Annotated in this window: 10 protein-coding genes; 5 read left to right on the forward strand and 5 right to left on the reverse strand. The window is 40.5% G+C overall.

The window, feature by feature from the left end; all coding sequences use genetic code 11:
• Window positions 1-2,789 (reverse strand): ligand-binding sensor domain-containing protein (locus B3B27_RS04705; protein ID WP_286846961.1); only part of this gene is annotated, 2,789 nt, incomplete at its 3' end.
• 376 nt (window positions 2,790-3,165) lie between these two features.
• On the opposite strand from B3B27_RS04705, the gene B3B27_RS04710 reads away from it, so the two are divergent.
• The 5 genes from B3B27_RS04710 to B3B27_RS04730 all read left to right on the forward strand — a co-directional run bounded on the left by B3B27_RS04710 (window position 3,166) and on the right by B3B27_RS04730 (window position 11,982).
• Window positions 3,166-4,209, forward strand: coding sequence for a glycoside hydrolase family 130 protein (locus tag B3B27_RS04710; protein ID WP_286845744.1), 1,044 nt, complete (start codon window positions 3,166-3,168; stop codon window positions 4,207-4,209).
• A gap of 4 nt (window positions 4,210-4,213) precedes the next feature.
• Window positions 4,214-5,470, forward strand: a complete 1,257-nt coding sequence (locus B3B27_RS04715; RefSeq protein ID WP_238869148.1) for an MFS transporter — start codon at window positions 4,214-4,216, stop codon at window positions 5,468-5,470.
• A gap of 318 nt (window positions 5,471-5,788) precedes the next feature.
• Window positions 5,789-7,399, forward strand: coding sequence for a hypothetical protein (locus B3B27_RS04720; RefSeq protein WP_407681788.1), 1,611 nt, complete (start codon window positions 5,789-5,791; stop codon window positions 7,397-7,399).
• 17 nt (window positions 7,400-7,416) lie between these two features.
• A complete protein-coding gene (locus B3B27_RS04725; protein ID WP_238869150.1) occupies window positions 7,417-10,476 on the forward strand; it encodes a SusC/RagA family TonB-linked outer membrane protein in 3,060 nt (1,019 codons plus the stop codon).
• A gap of 21 nt (window positions 10,477-10,497) precedes the next feature.
• On the forward strand, window positions 10,498-11,982 hold the full coding sequence (locus B3B27_RS04730; protein ID WP_238869152.1) for a RagB/SusD family nutrient uptake outer membrane protein: 1,485 nt from the start codon (window positions 10,498-10,500) through the stop codon (window positions 11,980-11,982).
• Between the two features lie 126 nt (window positions 11,983-12,108).
• Here B3B27_RS04730 and B3B27_RS04735 read toward each other — a convergent pair whose 3' ends face one another.
• From B3B27_RS04735 to B3B27_RS04750, 4 genes are all read right to left on the reverse strand, one after another.
• Window positions 12,109-14,913, reverse strand: a complete 2,805-nt coding sequence (locus B3B27_RS04735; protein ID WP_238869154.1) for a M16 family metallopeptidase — start codon at window positions 14,911-14,913, stop codon at window positions 12,109-12,111.
• A 242-nt stretch (window positions 14,914-15,155) separates the two neighbouring features.
• A complete protein-coding gene (locus B3B27_RS04740; RefSeq protein WP_238869156.1) occupies window positions 15,156-16,022 on the reverse strand; it encodes a nucleoside phosphorylase in 867 nt (288 codons plus the stop codon).
• A gap of 32 nt (window positions 16,023-16,054) precedes the next feature.
• Window positions 16,055-17,041, reverse strand: a complete 987-nt coding sequence (gene floA / locus B3B27_RS04745) for a flotillin-like protein FloA (RefSeq protein WP_238869157.1) — start codon at window positions 17,039-17,041, stop codon at window positions 16,055-16,057.
• Window positions 17,042-17,315: 274 nt separating this feature from the next.
• The gene (locus B3B27_RS04750) at window positions 17,316-17,789 is read right to left on the reverse strand and encodes a hypothetical protein (RefSeq protein WP_238869160.1); all 474 of its coding nucleotides are present in this window, start codon (window positions 17,787-17,789) and stop codon (window positions 17,316-17,318) included.
• Between the last annotated feature and the right edge of the window lie 6 nt (window positions 17,790-17,795).

The following is a 17,795-nucleotide window of genomic DNA, read 5'->3' on the forward strand; positions in this document are numbered from 1 at the left end:
ATGAAAGTGGTTGTATAATCAATCTTCTTTTGCTCCAATATTTCGATAAAGTTGTCAATCACATATTTAATCAACTCGGAAATATCCACCATTTCAATTTTCAGCTTGAGATGTCCGGTTTCGGCTTTTCTGAATTCCACGAGCTGTTCTATCAGATTCTGCATCCTTTCTGAATTTGATTTTATTACTTGCAGATATTTTTTTGTATAGCTGTCGATCTCTTTTTCTTTCAATAATTTGTCGCAAGGTCCATAGATAAGTGTCAAAGAGTTGGAAAACTCGTGTGCTATATTGGTGAAAAACTGGAGCTTCCCCTGATGGATTTCTTCTGTTTTTTGCCTTTCCAGTTCTTTCATTCTTATACTGTTGTTAAGACTTATGCGATACAATATCATTTTCCTTATAATTACCAGGAGAGTTAAGAAAGAAACAAAGTAGAGGAAATAAGCTAAATTGCTTTTCCACCATGGAGGAGTCATTTCTATTGGCAAACTGTAGAGAGTCTTGCCCCATATTTTATTAGCATTGCTTGTTTTGACTTTAAGTAGATACTTCCCTCTTGGTAAATTAGTGAATACTATTACATTTGATGTTCCTAAGTTAACCCAGGCATCGTGGAACCCTTCCAGCATATATGCTATTTCACATTTCGATGGAGCAATGTAGTCAATGGGTATGAATCGGAAGCTGAAAGATTTGTGTTCGTGTGATAAAGTAAGAACTTCAAGGCCGCCATTTTGTACTAAATAATCGGCCAGATCAGTCTCTGTATTATCAACATGAAATGCGTCAAGCCAGAGTTCAGGCATATATTCATTTTGAATAATTTCAATAGGGTTGAATTCATTGAATCCGCTGATACCTCCAAAATAAAAGAGAGAAGAATATGGACTTGAATAATATGATCCGTCTGAGAACTCATTGTCCTGTAATCCGTCATTTGTAAAGTATGAAATGATACTGTAGGCGTCTTCATCAGTTCCATCCGGAATAAGTTTTGCCAGTCCATGATTGGTGCTTACCCACAAATTATTATTCTTGTCTTCTAGAATACCGTGAATGGTATTGTTTGGCATCCCGTTTTTTTCACTGAAATTAATTACTTCAGGCTGTCCTCTGTTTCTCCAAGTCAGCTTGTTCAGCCCCATACTTGTGCCGACCCATAAACTTCCTTTATTATCTTTATGAATACATAGTACATCGTCGTTGCCATAGCTGTTAACCGATAATTTGAATATTTGAAAAGTTTCGTCAATGATGTTAAATCTGTTTACGCCTCCTCCTCGTGTACCTATCCATAAGTGGGCACTGTCTTCTTTTATAATTGAATACACTATATTATTGCTCAAAGAGGATATCTCTTCATTAAATACAAATTGTTTGTAATCTGTAACTCGGTAAGGGGTTGTTGACAGATCAATTTTCAATTTGTACATGCCATAACCACTTGTCCCTACCCATAAAATATTATCACTGTCCGGTAAAATGGCATAGATAGATGAAAGGGTTAAGTTATGGGGAATATTTAAACTGCGAATTTTTTTCGTTTTCTTATCATAATAATTTATCCCATTACCATCTGTTCCAATCCAGTACTCATTCTCAAAGCCTTTTGCTATTTTGTAAACAGAGTTGCTCAATAACCCATTTTCCATGCTGAATATGTTGCTGAGTTTTAACTTTCCGGATGCCTGTTCTCTTGTAAAGTTATAAATGCCTGATCCCTTAGTGCCAACCCAAAGAGTCCGGCTTTCGTCTTCAAAAAAAGTCCTCACGGCAGAATTTCCAAAATTGAAGGTGTTTTCTGATGAGTAGGTTATGAATTTTTCATCGGAAGGAACAATCTTAAATACTCCTTTCATATCGGTGGCCACCCATATAATATTTTGCGTGCCTCTGTAAACATTCAATACAGGAGTGTTTTCTATTATCGGAATAATTTCATTTTTAAAATCGTACAGATACAGTCCTTTGTTTGTACCAAAAAAAATTGACCCTTCATAAAATCCGATATCATTGATATAGCCAATATCGCTATTGAAAGGAAGTACCTTTAGTTTATCCTGGCATTTATCATATCCATATATTTTATAGTCCGATGTCTGAATTAATATACCACCTGATTTTTGATTGAATAAATTCTCAACATCACTTAATAAAAACAGGCTTGTATCACACACAATTATACGACCATTATGGGTTTTCAATTTAACTGAAACCAGAGATTTTTCTTTAGTTAATATCCATAGATTGTCATCGCTGTCAAAAATGATTTTTTTTACATTCAGTTTTTTATTGAGATTCAGCGGCTCAAAATATTTTTTTTTAAAGTCGAAATAGTACAGGCCTTGTTGATAAACGTATGCAAAAATTTTACCCTGAGAATTTCGGGCAATTAAATATGAGTGTTCGTTTGTTATTTCACGGCGGCTTAGAGAGTCGACAAAAAAACGTTCAAAAACTTTTTCTCTGATATTAAATCTATTTATACCAATGTCTGTGGCAATCCACAAATAATCCCTTTTTTCCTCAATGATATCTCTTACGATGTTGTTGCTTATACTTCGAATATTTCCAGGAGAAGGTTTATAAACCTGAAAACCTTTTCCATCATACAAATTAAGGCCATCCCAGGTCCCAAACCACATAAGTTGATTCGAATCTTGAAAAACAACATTTATGGAACTGTTCGACAAACCATCTTTGTTCGTCAGAGTTTTAATGTCAAAATAAATTGCATAACCCGATACCGGTAAAATAATAAGTAATATGCAGATAATTTTTTTCATTACGATCTAACATTTATTACGCCTGTGTTTAATTCCGGGACTATGATTTTTCTTGTTGCATGCTTTAAGGATGCAGTTATTTAATTATCATGTTGAGACATCTGTTGCGATTGTTAAAATCTATAAACAAATATTTATTATATTATAGAGGCAAATTTACATCTTTTCTCTTTATGATTTTTAAGATTAGCGATACTATTTAAATTTCGCCTGTTTTTAATATCCTGAAAATAGATTGTACTATGTGAATTATCCAATATAAAAGAGTATATATTTTTAAATTGAAAGATAAGTGTACTATTTTGAAAGATTAGGATACCACTGTTTGTCCGTAATAAATTAATTTTGTTTATATATTATTTAAAACATTTATATCATGGATATTGCAAAACGCTTCAGTGAAAACCCATTGTTACGTCCATCTGACCTGCAACCGGGAATAGAAGGAATGGAAATAACCTGTTTACTCAATCCCGGAGTATTCAGGATGAATGGCAAGACCTGGCTTTTATTGCGTGTAGCAGAACGCCCAAAACAAGTAGAAGGAAAGATAAGCTTTCCAGTCTATAGTGAAAGTGGAAAAATAGAGGTACTTGTTTTCGACAAAGATGATCCTCAGTTAGATGCTTCAGACCCACGGGTGATAAAATACAGGGGACAAAATTATCTTACAACTTTATCCTATTTGCGCCTTGTAGTTAGTGACGATGGTGTGCATTTTCGAGAAGACCCCGCCTATCCGCCAATATTTGGCGAAGACTCTCTCGAATCATTTGGTATAGAAGATTGCCGCGTGGCGACGATGGAAGATGGCTTTTACCTTACCTATACAATGGTATCACCAGTTGCGGTAGGTGTTGGCCTGATTGTTACAAATGATTTTAAGACTTACGATCGTAAGGGTATGATATTTCCCCCACACAATAAAGATTGCGCTATTTTTGAAGAAAAGATAAACGGGAAATATTATGCTCTGCATCGTCCAAGTAGTCCCGAACTGGGAGGAAATTACATCTGGCTGGCCGAATCTCCCGACAGGATTCATTGGGGGAACCACAAGTGCATTGCCGTCACCCGACCTGACAGCTGGGATTCGGCGCGAGTAGGAGCCGGAGGTGCACCTGTTAAAACGCCGGAAGGGTGGCTCGAAATATACCATGGTGCAAATGACGACCACCGGTATTGTTTGGGTGCGTTGCTGCTGGACCTGAACGACCCGTCGAAAGTGCTGGCAAGGAGTGTGGAGCCGATCATGGAACCGGTTGCCGGATACGAAAAAAACGGATTTTTCGGTAATGTTGTCTTCACAAACGGACATTATGTAGAAAATGATACTATTAAAATATTCTACGGTGCGAGTGACGAGGTTATCTGTGGTGCTGAATTTTCAATCAGGGAAATACTGAATTCATTAAAATAGAGATATGTCGAAAAGCATATTGGGAGAATACAAGTTTTTTCGCTCTCAACCACTGAACATAAGGACGCTTCTTGTCACAAACATGTTGTACGCGCTTATATTGCCCATCATAGAGATTTTTGTTGGGGCGTACATAATGCGAAACACTGGCAGTCCTGCTTATGTAGCAATTTACCAGCTTTGTATGTACTGCGGGGTACTGGCTACATCGGTGCTCAACGGGTTAATGTTGAAAAGGTTCAAAGCCTCGTCGCTTTACACTTTCGGCATTTTGTTGTCGGCCGCTGCATTAATGGCAATGATGTTTGTAAACTCAATAGGAATTGTAGAGCTGGGACTGTCAGGATTTGTACTGGGGGCTTCTACAGGTTTTTTCTGGACCAACCGTTACCTGCTAACGCTAAACTCAACAAATGATGAAAACCGGAACTATTTTTTTGGGCTTGAGTCGTTCTTTTTTTCGTTGTGGAGCATAACTGTTCCGTTAATTGTGGGCGCTTTCCTGGTATCGGTAGATGGGTTTGTATTTTTTGGGAGGGTGCTTGATGTGAATAACGGTTATCAATTTATTACCCTGTTCAGCCTGCTTATCGCGATAGCTGCCGGGCTTGTTTTGTCGAAAGGGCACTTCGACAATCCGGTGCAGAAAAGGTTTATCTATACCCGTTTTCATCTGCTTTGGCAAAAACTTTTGACTCTTGCCGGACTAAAAGGGATGGTGCAGGGCTTTTTGGTGACAGCACCGGCCATACTTGTTATGCGCCTTGTCGGTAATGAGGGGTCTTTGGGGTTGATACAAGGTGTGGGCGGATTGCTTACGGCAATCCTGATTTATATATTAGGGCGGATTGCCAAACCCAAACACCGCATGGCAATTTTTGGACTTGGACTGTTTGTCTTTTTTATAGGTACACTGTTTAACGCTATTCTTTTTTCTGCCATTGGTGTTATTTTTTTCGTGTTGTGCAAAGTGTTGTTTCAACCTCTGCACGACTTGGCTTATTTCCCAACTATGATGAAAACCATTGACGCCGTGAAAGCAATTGAAAATAGAAATGAATATGCCTATATCCTCAGTCATGAGGTAGGATTGTTTATTGGCCGCGCTTTCGGAATGAGTTTGTTTATATCACTAGCTTTTTGGGTGTCGGAAGAGTTTGCCTTGAAATATGCGCTGGTAATTGTAGGTGCTATTCAATTGTTATCGCTTCCGCTTGCTAAAAATATCATCAGTGATATAGATAATAAATATAACAAATGATATTAAATATTACTTATTATGAAACCAACATATAAACCTCTTAAACACGAGGATATGAGTAAAAGTGATTTCACTGGAGTTAGATATTTGTACACAATGGCACATTTCAAGCAAGATTGGGCCTGTTCGTCCTGTTTAACACAATTATTAAATACGATATGTTTGCAAGGAAAGAGACTATCAGGAGGGGCTTATTTATTAAAAATAATATTTAACCTCATAATTCTTGGCTGCATTGTTTCGCTATGGTCGTGCAATAAATCTGAAGCATATTATGGAGACCCTGTTGTTCAGGTAAATATTAACAGGGTAGAACTTATGCCCGACATGCCGCAGCCTTACGAACTTCTGGATTGGAAAGAAAAAGCCCGGCAGTTTGACGAGTATGTTTTTGATTTTGATTCCACGTTGCCTGCCGGGCCAATGATTTGGCTTGACAATAATAAGCGCAATTTACCACAGCAAACATTCGGGTTATTTACAGCGGTTCATGACGTGCGGCAGGGAGCAGATGTGAACAACGGCGAATTTCATGAAAGCCTCAACTCCTTAGCAGCAATATTAGGTGCCGGATTGATAGGTATTGACAAAACCAATCAGAACGGATACAACTTTGTGAAAATGATCCAAAACTATTTTAATACAGACAATGGTTGGAATATAATGATGAACAACACAACTCCTGAAGTAGCTCTTTTGGGCGGAGGCTATGGGAGGGACTGGTGGTATGATGTTTTTCCGAACGTGTTGTTTTATAATATCTGTGATGTTTTCCCGGATGTTGATAATGCACAAAACATACAGCGTATGATTGCAGAACAGTTCTGTAAAGCCGATTCGGTGTTAAACGGAAATTACGATTACTCTTACTTTGATTACGCTCAAATGAAGGGTATGATAAACCAGATTCCTCTGCAACAAGATGCTGCAGGAGGTCATGGCTATGTGCTTTATGCGGCATACAAGCAGTTTGGGGATAAGCGCTACCTTGAGCATGCGAAATCTGCCATTGAGGCGTTGGACAATCAAACCGAAAGTCGTTTCTACGAAGTGTTGCTGCCTATTGGCGTTTACACGGCTGCTCGCCTGAATGCCGAGGAGGGAACAGATTACGATGTTGCAAAGATGCTTGACTGGGTTTTCGAGGGGACAAAAAGTGAAAACGGGCGTACCGGATGGGGGATTATTGTGGACAGATGGGGGAAATATGATGTCAGCGGACTGCAAGGGAGCATTACCGATGGTGGTGGTTATGCATTCCTTATGAACAGTATAAAAATGGCTATGCCCCTTGTACCCATGGTAAAGTATGAACCTGAATTCGCTAGGGCTATAGCCAAATGGATGCTGAATAACGTGAATGCATCGCGTCTTTTCTTCCCCGATAAAATACCGGATGCCAATCAATGGCTTCCGGCGATGCAGGGATACACGAATTCCGTTGTTGCTTACGAAGGTTTACGTTACGCGGACGACTTGCAGAGCCCCCGGCTGGAGGGGGTGCACCCCGTTGCCATCGGCGACGGGCCGAAGTGGCACAAAGACAATCCAAAAGAATCCATGTTCAGCCTTTACAGTACGGCACCCGTTGGCATATTTGGGGCTATGATACAAAAAACCAATGTTGAAAAAGTCCTTAAACTTAACTGTAACGTTACAGACTTTTATTCAGATAGAACCTATCCTACTTTTTTGTTATACAATCCGTATAACGAATCTGTGAAAGTGGAGTATACACCCGTGAGAGAGGGAACCGCCCTTTTTGATATTATTTCAAAAACCTACTTGGCCAGATCGGTTGTGGGCAGGGCAGATATAGAGATGCCGGCCGGGCAAGCCTGTGTAATTGTTGAGTTGCCGTCAGGCGGAGAAATTGAAAAAGTGGACAATAAACTTTTGATTGGTGAAGAAATCATATCGTATAAATAACTTAACTTTTGTAAAACATGAAGAAAGCATTATTTTTTGTCATTGTGGTTTGTGCTGCTTTGGGATTGCATGCTCAAACGACTATCAATGTCAGGGGTACTGTTAAAGATGCCCTGACAAATGAAGAACTGATCGGGGTAACCGTACTTGTTGTGGAAACAGGAGCAGGTACTGTTACCGGCGTAAACGGAAACTTTGAATTGGATGTCCCGGTAAATAATACTCTTAGAATATCATACGTAGGATATTCTATCCAGGAAATTGTTATAACAAATCAAACATTTCTGGAGATAAACCTTCAGCCCGAGACTCAATTGATTGATGAGTTAGTTGTTGTTGGATACTCCGTGCAAAAAAAGTCGACTCTTACAGGGGCGGTAGCACCTGTCAACGTTGACGATATGGAGCGACGCCGGGTTGCAGATGTAAGGCAGGCGCTTCAAGGGCAGGTGGCGGGTGTTCAGGTTACTCAAAGTACAGGCGCCCCTGGTGATGAGATAAATATCAGAATCAGGGGAGAGGGTACCATCGGAAACAACAATCCGCTTTATATTGTGGATGGGGTGCCCACCCGGGAATTGGCGTTTATCAATCCTTCCGATATTGAATCGATGACTGTGCTGAAAGACGCTTCTGCTGCTGCTATTTACGGCTCGAGGGCCTCGGCCGGGGTAATTGTAATTACTACAAAAAGCGGGGTAGCGGGAAAAACTAATTTCGACATTAACTTTTTCAGCGGTATACAACAGGCTTCAAATCTTCCCAAGATGCTGAATTCCGTACAGTATATGAATGTTGTGGAAAAGGCGTGGAACAATGCCGGATATTCCGGAACAAATCCTTATACTGCAGATAAGGGGCGGAGTGATTTTGCAAACACCGACTGGTTAGATGAACTTTTTGAACCGGGCTATACTAATAATATTCAGATGACGGCAAGCGGAGGCAGTGATAAACTGCAGTACTTACTCTCCGTGGGATATGTTACACAAGATGGTATTGTTGTATATGATAACGATAAATACAATCGATTCAATTTTCGTACAAATATCAATGCCAATCTGACGGAAAGAATAAAAGTAGGTACCAATATGCAACTTTCTTATGCCATCCAGGATAAACTTTCGTCTAAAGGCGACACTCCCGGAATAATAAGACACGCGCTTTTGCGTCCACCGGTAATTTCCGTATTCAAGTCGCCCAACGATCCCACATATTCAGAAAAAAACCCTTTTACCGATCTGCCTTTTTATATTCATAACAACAGGGATACTGGAGGATGGGAAAGTGATAAGTATGAATGGACACAAAACCCGATTGCTCTAGCTTATTTCACTGACGACACCCGCTCGCATTTTAAAACATTCGGAAACCTTTTCGGAGAGATCGCTTTCTTGCCCGAAAAAGAGCTTAGATTCAGGACCAATGCAGGTGTTGATTTGAACTTTCGTCATGAAAAGGCTTTTTTTGCCAATTTTGGCGATGATGATGGCGGCGGAAGCCAGATAGATCGTGGTTTAGGCCGCCAAAACAGGCCCAATGGATTAAATGAATACAGGGGCGAAGAGCTGACTTTTACCTGGAATAACACATTGAGTTATGATAAAATGTTTGACCTTCACTCACTCAATGCGTTGGTCGGGAGTGAATTTATCACCAATTACGGATCGGGAATAAATGCTTCAAGAAGAAGATATGAGTATGATACCGAGAAGTTCAGATATATTGATTTTGGGAGTACCGAACAGGATTTATGGAATGGGGGCAGTGGATCTGAATGGGCATTGATGTCATACTTTACCTCGTTGACTTATGTATATGATATGAGGTATATGCTCACGGCTAACTTCAGGGCAGATGCTTCTTCGCGGTTTGCAGAAAAAAACCGGTGGGGATACTTCCCTTCTTTGTCAGCCGGCTGGAAATTGTCTGAAGAGCAATTTATGAAAAAACATGACTGGCTTTCCGACTTGAAGCTAAGGGGAAGCATCGGACAGCTGGGAAATCAGGAAATTGCCAATTACGCTTATCTTACGTTGATAAGAAAAGATGGAGACAAATATCTTATCTCCAGGTATGGGAATCCCGATTTAAAGTGGGAAACCACCACTCAGTATAACATAGGTATTGATGCAGGTATCTTTAGAAACAGATTGTATTTTACCGCAGACTATTTTCAGAAATATACTACGGACATACTGTTGCCTATAAGCCTCCCAAGTATAGTTGGTGACGTGCAGCCTACCATAGTTAATGCAGGTGAAGTGAGCAATCGTGGCTGGGAATTTGGTATAATGCTTCGCAATTCCGAAAGTGCATTTAAATATAATATCAATGCCAACTTGTCTACCGTAAAAAACCGGGTGGAAAAGCTGCATCCGAACCTTCCCAGTCTGGTAGGATCAGTTACAAGAACGGAGCCAGGGCAGCCGCTTAATGCCTATTACGGATATGTTTTCGATGGAGTATATCAAAATGCAAACGAAATAAGTACTCACCTGCACGGCACAACCAACCCAACTCCTGTGCCAGGTGATATTCGTTTTAAAGACAGGAATAACGATGGAAGAATTGACGACCACGACAGGGATTTCATCGGCGATCCTAACCCGGGATTGTTGTACGGATTGAACTTTTCAGGTTCGTATAAAAATTTCGACATTGCTATACTCTTTCAAGGTGTCGGAAGTGTGGACAGGTACAACGACTCTAAAAAAATAATTGATTATGATACGCGACCGTTTAATTACACCACAAATATTTTGAAAGCATGGGATGGAGAGGGGTCAACCAACAAAATTCCACGTGTGAGTTTTACCGACAATGGAAGTAGCAGAGTATCGAGTATATTTGTTGAGGATGCTTCCTACTTAAGATTGAAAAATATTGAACTCGGATACTCTTTTACAAACATCAAAAAACTTGGCATGCAAAATATAAGGATCTATATGTCGGGTCAAAATCTATTTACACTGACCGGATATTCAGGACTCGACCCGGAATCTACGGATTTGATTGATATGGGGACCTATCCACAGTCGAGGTCCTTTATTTGCGGAATAAATCTATCTTTTTAAACAACTTAAATCTTTTGGATAATGAAATATTATAGGAATCTGTTTTTATTTATAATAGGGGTGTTTCTGTTGTCAGGATGCGAAGGCTATCTGTCGAAAGACCCTATAGGCCTGCTTACGCCCGATCAGGTTGATATGCAGCCAACGGTTACCACTGTACAATATGCTGTAAGTTCATCGTATCAACTGCTTTCAAGCACGCTGAATATTATAGGTGAATGGGGATGGAGTGACGGAACAGTTACCAGAGGCGATTTTATTCTTCAGGATATAGCTTCCGATGATGTACAGAAAAAATGGAACCCCGATGGAGACCAGGCATGGATGGATGAGTTCAATAACTTTAGTTTTATTGCCTCAAATGGGGGATTTAATGGGCAGTGGACATATAATTATGAAGGAGTTTCGAGAGTAAATACAGCTATCGACTATTTAACCGATGAAGAGATGATGGCTAAGCTTAATTTTAACAAAGCTGAACAAAACAGGCTTTTAGGAGAGGTGTACTTTTTAAGGGCATTTTACTATTTTGATTTGGTGACGAATTTCGGAGGGGTCCCACTGTTGTTGAAGCCGCTAACATCTTTTAATGAGGCTTATGAAGTCGCTGTAAGGGCAACAGCCGATGAGGTGTGGACTCAGATTGATAAGGATTTAAACAATGCAAGGGGACTGTTGCCTGATGCCAAATATTCTCATCAACAAGAAAAATGGCGAGTGTCAAAAGGAGCGGTTATGGCCCTTCAGGCGAAAGTGGCTCTGTTTAATGAAAGATGGCAGGAAGTTATTACTCTTGTAGGTGAACTAGAAGGCAGCGGATATTATAGCTTAAACAGCAATTACTTCGATAGCTTTGATGTGAATAAAAAATTTCAGGAACAAGAAGTGATTTTTTGCTATGATCACGAATCAGCCCAGACCCCAAGAAAAGGTAACGGCCTGTGTGCTCTGCTGGGTTGGGGATTCGTGGCTCCTGAGGTATCGTTTATTGCGGCTTTTGAGGAAAACGACCCAAGACTACTCTACACTGTAGATATTGAATCAAGGAATGTGAATAAAATATTGGGGACTCTCGACGGGGAATTTAAAGGTGATGATGATGCTCCAAGCAGCAGAGTTTACATTCGCTTTGCCGATGTTCTGTTGTGGAAGGCAGAAGCGTTGTTGAAAACCGGTAAATTAAAAGAAGCTATCGGCATTATAAACCTGATTCGTCGTAGAGCCGGAAGCTCGGTTACAGCCGACGGAACTCAGCCACCAGCCGGAACATTGCCCGACAGAAATGTAAATGAGTCAAATATTACTGTTGTCACAAACTGGTTGATTCACGAAAGAAGAGTTGAGCTGGGATTTGAGTCCCATCGTTTTCGGGATCTTAAACGCTGGGGTATTGCAGAAGAAGTGTTAGGAGAGAGAGGGTTTCAGAGTGTGCATTACCTGTATCCCATTCCACAAAGGGAGATAGATAAATCAGGTGGGACTATTGTTCAAAATGAAGGTTATTGACAACTGATTAAGTTCACATAGTGTTTTGTCCCTGAATATATGTGCAAAAAGAGAGGGTAAGATCATATTATGATACATACCCTCTCTTTTTCAAACTTATTAAACTGGTAAATACCAGTTGTCATTTTATTCTGCCACTTTAGGCATCATTACAACTGTTTTTCTGTTGCCCTGGTTCAGCAATTTTGCTGCAAATTCCTGAATATCCTTACTTGTAACAGCATTTACAGTCTCAATATAGTTTGTGTGATTGTCTTCACCATAAAAATATTTTGTATCGAGAATATTTGTCCAATAACTGTTCTCTTTTAGGTTTTCCTTATAGCTTTTATTCATGTACTCTTTTACTTTTGTGAAATCGGTTTTACGTGGACCGTTTAAAGCTATATCATCCAGTATATCCAGGATAATTTGATTCAGGTACTCCATCTTTTCAGGGTCGGTGTCGAACATAATCTGCAGCATGGTTTGTCCTTCGGGATAACGGGAGATTGAGCCTCCTGCATATACACCGTATGTACCACCCTCCTCTTCTCGTACTTTCTCGGTATATACGATATCCAGCACCTGGTCGAACATACTCATCAGAATCTGATTTTTCATATTTCGTTCAGTTACTCCTGAAATAGCGTTAAAGACTGAAGCTTTAGGGTTCTGCATCTCTCTGCGGAAAATGTTTGTTAATTCACCCTTCACGAAGTCCATTGGCACTTTGCTAAATTCATCTTTTGCCGCTTTACCGGGCAGCGATGCCAGATATAATTCAACCACCGGACGAACCTTCTCTTCATCTATGTTACCAACGAAGGTAAATACAAAACTACCCGGATTGGCAAACTGTTCTTTGTACATCTCCATAACACGGTCGTAGCTGATCTCTTTTAAATCTTCAGGTTTTAACCTTTTTGTAAGCTGATTGTTTCCGTATATTGCAGCGGTTACTGAGTCGCTGAAAGCGACCATAGGCTCGGCTTCCTGATTTTTGAGCTGAGTCTCCATGCGCTGAATATACGACTGGAATGCATCTTCATCTTTGCGTGGCGCAGTGAAATAGAGATAGACCAACTGAAGCATGGTCTCAAAATCTTTGATTGAGGAAGAACCGTTGAAATCGCGTTTAATTAGGCTGACATTTGGACGGGCCGATGCAGTTTTGCCGGCTAGCACCTTGGGCAGATCGGTAGCACTGAAATTACCTACACCTCCAAGGGTCATAACATTACTCATCATCCTGCTGTTAATAGGGTCCTGAAGCGCATATCGCGAATATCCCCCCTCACTGGTGCCTGTCATAAGGATCTGATCATCTTTAAAGTCCGTGTTTTTAAGAATCACTTTTATCCCGTTCTGCAATGTCCATACGGTGGCATCCATTGTCTCATCTTTTTCAATTTTGACAATTTTTCCAGGCACCGGAGGCGTTGACACCAACGGTTCATTGATTACCTGTTCGGCATAGGGTTCAATGGTTTCGGCTTTTACAGAATTTAAGACTGCAAGTAGCTCATCGCCAGTAGGGTATATTAACTCGTCTTTTTGAGGACCAGTAACTGAGATCACAATATTTTCGTCCCCTATAAGTTGCTGAATGGTCTGATTAACAGCTTCAACCGGGATATTTGGAGCTACTGCCTGCATGAACTGATACTCATATTCAATACCGGGAATAGGTTCCCCGTCAGTGAATGCACGCACATATTCCTGTGAATATGCAGAGTTATTCTGTTTATCGCGGTTATTGTAGGCATTCTCGTAACTTTTAAGGATATTTGTGCGGACAATCTCATATTCCGATGCAGTAAACCCATGTTTTTTTACTCTTTCGGTTTCGCGGATTATTGCTGCCAGTGCATCCTCAATCTTATCTTCCGCGCTTCCGGCAATTACTGTCCATGCGTCTTTGGTTTTTGCTACAAAGTAATCGCTATCATAAGCATATGCAGTAGTGAAAGGAGCGTCCGGTTTCTGAATGATCTCGGAAAAGCGCTGATTAATCATCGATGATGCTGCATTCAATACATATTGTGTTAAATACCCTGCTTGTGTTCTCTTTAACTCATCGGGCATCGGTTCGTGTTTGTAATATAACATAACCCGGGTATTTCTTGCTTCTTTGTCGGTAGCGATAGCCACAATAGGTTCTTTATTGTCAGGTACGGGGAAATATTCACGTTCAGCTCTATCTGCATCAAGTGTTATGGGAGAAAACAACTCTTTTATCTTTTGTTCCATCTCATCCACATTTACATCACCCACTACAATAATACCTTGCAGGTCCGGGCGATACCATTTGTGGTAATATGCCCTTATCTCTTCAGGTTTAAAATTATTTATAACATCAATGCTGCCTATAGGCATCCGTTTGGCATATTTGCTGTCGGGGTACATCACGGGAAGCAGCTGATCCCACAGGCGCTGCTGTGCTCCTCCGCGGGTACGCCACTCTTCGCGGATAACACCCCGTTCGTTTTCCAGCTCAGCATCTTCCAGTGCAATAGCATTAGACCAGTCATGCAGCACCAGCAGTGCCGAATCAATTAAGTTCTGATTGGTAGTGGGGATGTTAGTCATGAAATAGACTGTTTCATCGAAAGAGGTGTAGGCATTAATATTTGTGCCGAATTTTATTCCGTTGTCCTGCAGATAGTTGAGCATATTTTTCCCGGGGAAGTTTTTTGTTCCGTTAAAAGCCATATGCTCCAGAAAGTGAGCCAGCCCCGCCTGATTGTCTTCTTCCTGCATTGACCCCACCTTTTGTGCTATATAAAAGTCGGCCCTGTTTTCGGGAAGCTTATTATGACGTATGTAATACGTCAGCCCGTTTTCAAGTTTCCCTGTCCTCACTTTGGGGTCAACAGGGAGCGGCTGGTTTTGTTGCGAGAAAGCAACAAGTCCAACCGCAAGAAAAAATAGAGTAAAAATTTTCTTCATAACAGTTTTTTTTAGAAGAGTAGATTTTTTAAAATTAATATTTAACAACTGAACTTTCGCTTCTGTTATATTACAGCTAAAAACATCACTATAATGGCAAAATGTTATTAGACTGTGGTGAGTGCCCTTAAAAAATGCTATATATTTAGCTATATACTCATTTAGTTGACACCAGCGAAAGTTGAAAGAATTACTTATGATCTGATGAAAGATACCTGTTTCCGAAATAGCTTAAAGGTAAACTATATTCTGTCCAAAACTATTTTAACCAGGTCTTCCGTCGATCCTTTGTAATCGGCGTTAGAATTCAGAGCTACGCGATTTGCTATAATGGCACAAACAGTCATTGCCTTATGTCCCATCAATTTACTTAATCCTGCGATAGCGGAACTCTCCATCTCATAGTTGGTTATAGAGTATCCGTTGAAACTGAACGATTCTATCCTGGCATTCAACTCAGGATAGGCAAGAGGGAGGCGTACATGCCTTCCCTGAGGCCCGTAGAATCCTATAGCCGAAATGGTAACACCCCTTATCATATCATAACCTATGCGATCGACCAACTCTTCGTCAGCACTCACCACATAAGGGGAACAGTGATAGGGCGACCAGTTGACATGTCTCTGAAAAGCTTCTTCGAATTCTTCTTCACGAATTTTTGCCGAGTTGGCATAATAATGGATAAGCCCATCGAACCCGATAGATTTTTCAGATACAACATATGATCCCACAGGGCAATGAGGCTGCATGCCTCCCGATGTGCCAACCCGTATCATGGTGAGTTGCTTGAACTCATCTTTAACCTTTCGAGTATTAAAGTCGATATTTGCCAGTGCATCCAACTCTGTAAGCACAATGTCGATATTATCGGTACCGATACCGTGAGATAGTGCAGTAATTCGTTTTCCCTTGTACATTCCTGTGACAGTATGAAATTCACGGCTCTGCACATCACATTCAATAGTGTCGAAAAATGATGCTGTCATTGTCACACGATCAGGATCGCCCATCATCACAATCTTATCTGAAAGCTGTTCGGGTTTTATATGAAGATGAAAAGCACTTCCATCGGAGTTTATTATTAATTCCGATTCAGGTATTATTCTCATAATATTTATTGGTGTTGGTTATATCTATTCTGTTACTTTTTATTGTTTCCTCCGCCTTGGGGCTTCGCTATTGAATCTCTCATATCGGTGTCGGCTTTAATATTTTCCATACGGTAATAATCCATAATACCCAGATTACCGTTTCTGAATGCTTCAGCCATGGCTATTGGTACTTCGGCTTCGGCTTCTATCACCTTGGCACGGGCTTCCTGAGCTTTAGCTTTCATCTCCTGTTCAAGGGCTATTGCCATAGCGCGTCGCTCTTCGGCACGTGCCTGGGCAATATTTTTGTCTGCCTGCGCCTGATCCATCTGAAGAACAGCTCCAATATTTTTACCTATATCAATGTCTGCGATATCAATTGAGAGAATTTCGAACGCTGTTCCTGCATCCAGCCCTTTTTTAAGTACCAGTTTTGATATGGAATCGGGGTTTTCGAGCACCGACTTGTGCGAGACTGCGGATCCTATGGAGGACACAATGCCTTCACCTACACGGGCGAGAATGGTCTCCTCCCCGGCACCACCTACTAACCTTTTAATGTTTGCACGTACTGTTACTCGGGCTTTTGCTATCAACTGGATACCATCGATGGCAACGGCTGTAACCGGCGGAGTATCAATCACTTTTGGATTTACAGACATCTGTACTGCCTGAAGAACGTCACGGCCTGCCAGGTCGATAGCGGTTCCCATCTGAAAAGTAAGATCGATGTTTGCTTTTGAAGCAGATACCAGGGCATGAACCACTTTTTCAACGTGTCCACCGGCAAGGTAGTGTGCTTCAAGATTATCTCTTGTTACATTTTTTAATCCCGCCTTGTGCGCTTCAATCATTGCGTATACGATTGTATGTGGCGGGACCCGTCGCAAACGCATTAAAAACAACTGAACGAGTGAAATGTGTACCCCTGCCGACAATGCATTAATCCACAGGAAAAAAGGGACGTAATGGAAAAAAATCAATAAAAAAATGATTATTACGGCAATTGCAACAATTAAGGGAAACGAAAAATCCATAATTTTTTGTTTTTGGTGTTATTATTTATTGAATTATTTTATAACAAAGTTTCTATAAGCCACATAATCCATTAATTTTCAACAAAATAAACTTAGCTATAACTGTATGGCCTTTTTGCTGATTGTCAGGTGTTTAAATAAACATTTACAAATTATTTTTATTATTCAGATCTGAAATTATCAGACATTCAGCTTGTGACATAATTAATATACTTTCGTATCTGTCTCGATTTCAGCTAAATCATCCGTTATGCTGTATTTTTATATAGCTGTATTATCTCCTTTTTACAATGACATTGTATGTATTCACTTTTACAACCTCAATCTCTGTCTCTTCATCAATTAATTCGCCATTGAAAGATTTTCCTTCTACTTCTACATCGTTAACCATTACCTTTCCAATTGGATTAAGGCGGGAGAGAGATATTCCTGTATCACCAGCATTAATTTTCTGAAGATTTCCGGTATCAACTTTCCCCTCGATATTTGCCTCAAGTGAGATCTTTCGCAACGATTTAGATTTTATAAGCCAGAAAAACGTACCCCCCAGCGCCAGCGAAGCTGCTGCTATGGTTATATTTCCCGCACTGGTCCCCAGGAAAATGTAAGCATAAACAATTCCGCCTATCAGGAAGATAGCTCCTGCTATACCTGCTATGCTGATTCCCGGGAGTAAGAATATCTCAATAAGCATGAAAAGTACACCCAGTGCTATCACGGCAATTACAATGATGAGGTCGAGAGTCATATAAGG

Source organism: Proteiniphilum sp. UBA5463, assembly GCF_002427225.1.
Classification (GTDB): Bacteria; Bacteroidota; Bacteroidia; order Bacteroidales; family Dysgonomonadaceae; genus Proteiniphilum; species Proteiniphilum propionicum.

Bases quoted from the DNA above. Each gene is read 5' to 3' on its own strand.
- floA (WP_238869157.1), bottom strand. From the start codon at position 17,041: ATGGATTTTTCGTTTCCCTTAATTGTTGCAATTGCCGTAATAATCATT.
- B3B27_RS04735 (WP_238869154.1), bottom strand. From the start codon at position 14,913: ATGAAGAAAATTTTTACTCTATTTTTTCTTGCGGTTGGACTTGTTGCT.
- B3B27_RS04715 (WP_238869148.1), top strand. From the start codon at position 4,214: ATGTCGAAAAGCATATTGGGAGAATACAAGTTTTTTCGCTCTCAACCA.
- B3B27_RS04725 (WP_238869150.1), top strand. From the start codon at position 7,417: ATGAAGAAAGCATTATTTTTTGTCATTGTGGTTTGTGCTGCTTTGGGA.
- B3B27_RS04740 (WP_238869156.1), bottom strand. From the start codon at position 16,022: ATGAGAATAATACCTGAATCGGAATTAATAATAAACTCCGATGGAAGT.
- B3B27_RS04730 (WP_238869152.1), top strand. From the start codon at position 10,498: ATGAAATATTATAGGAATCTGTTTTTATTTATAATAGGGGTGTTTCTG.
- B3B27_RS04710 (WP_286845744.1), top strand. From the start codon at position 3,166: ATGGATATTGCAAAACGCTTCAGTGAAAACCCATTGTTACGTCCATCT.
- B3B27_RS04750 (WP_238869160.1), bottom strand. From the start codon at position 17,789: ATGACTCTCGACCTCATCATTGTAATTGCCGTGATAGCACTGGGTGTA.
- B3B27_RS04720 (WP_407681788.1), top strand. From the start codon at position 5,789: ATGCCCGACATGCCGCAGCCTTACGAACTTCTGGATTGGAAAGAAAAA.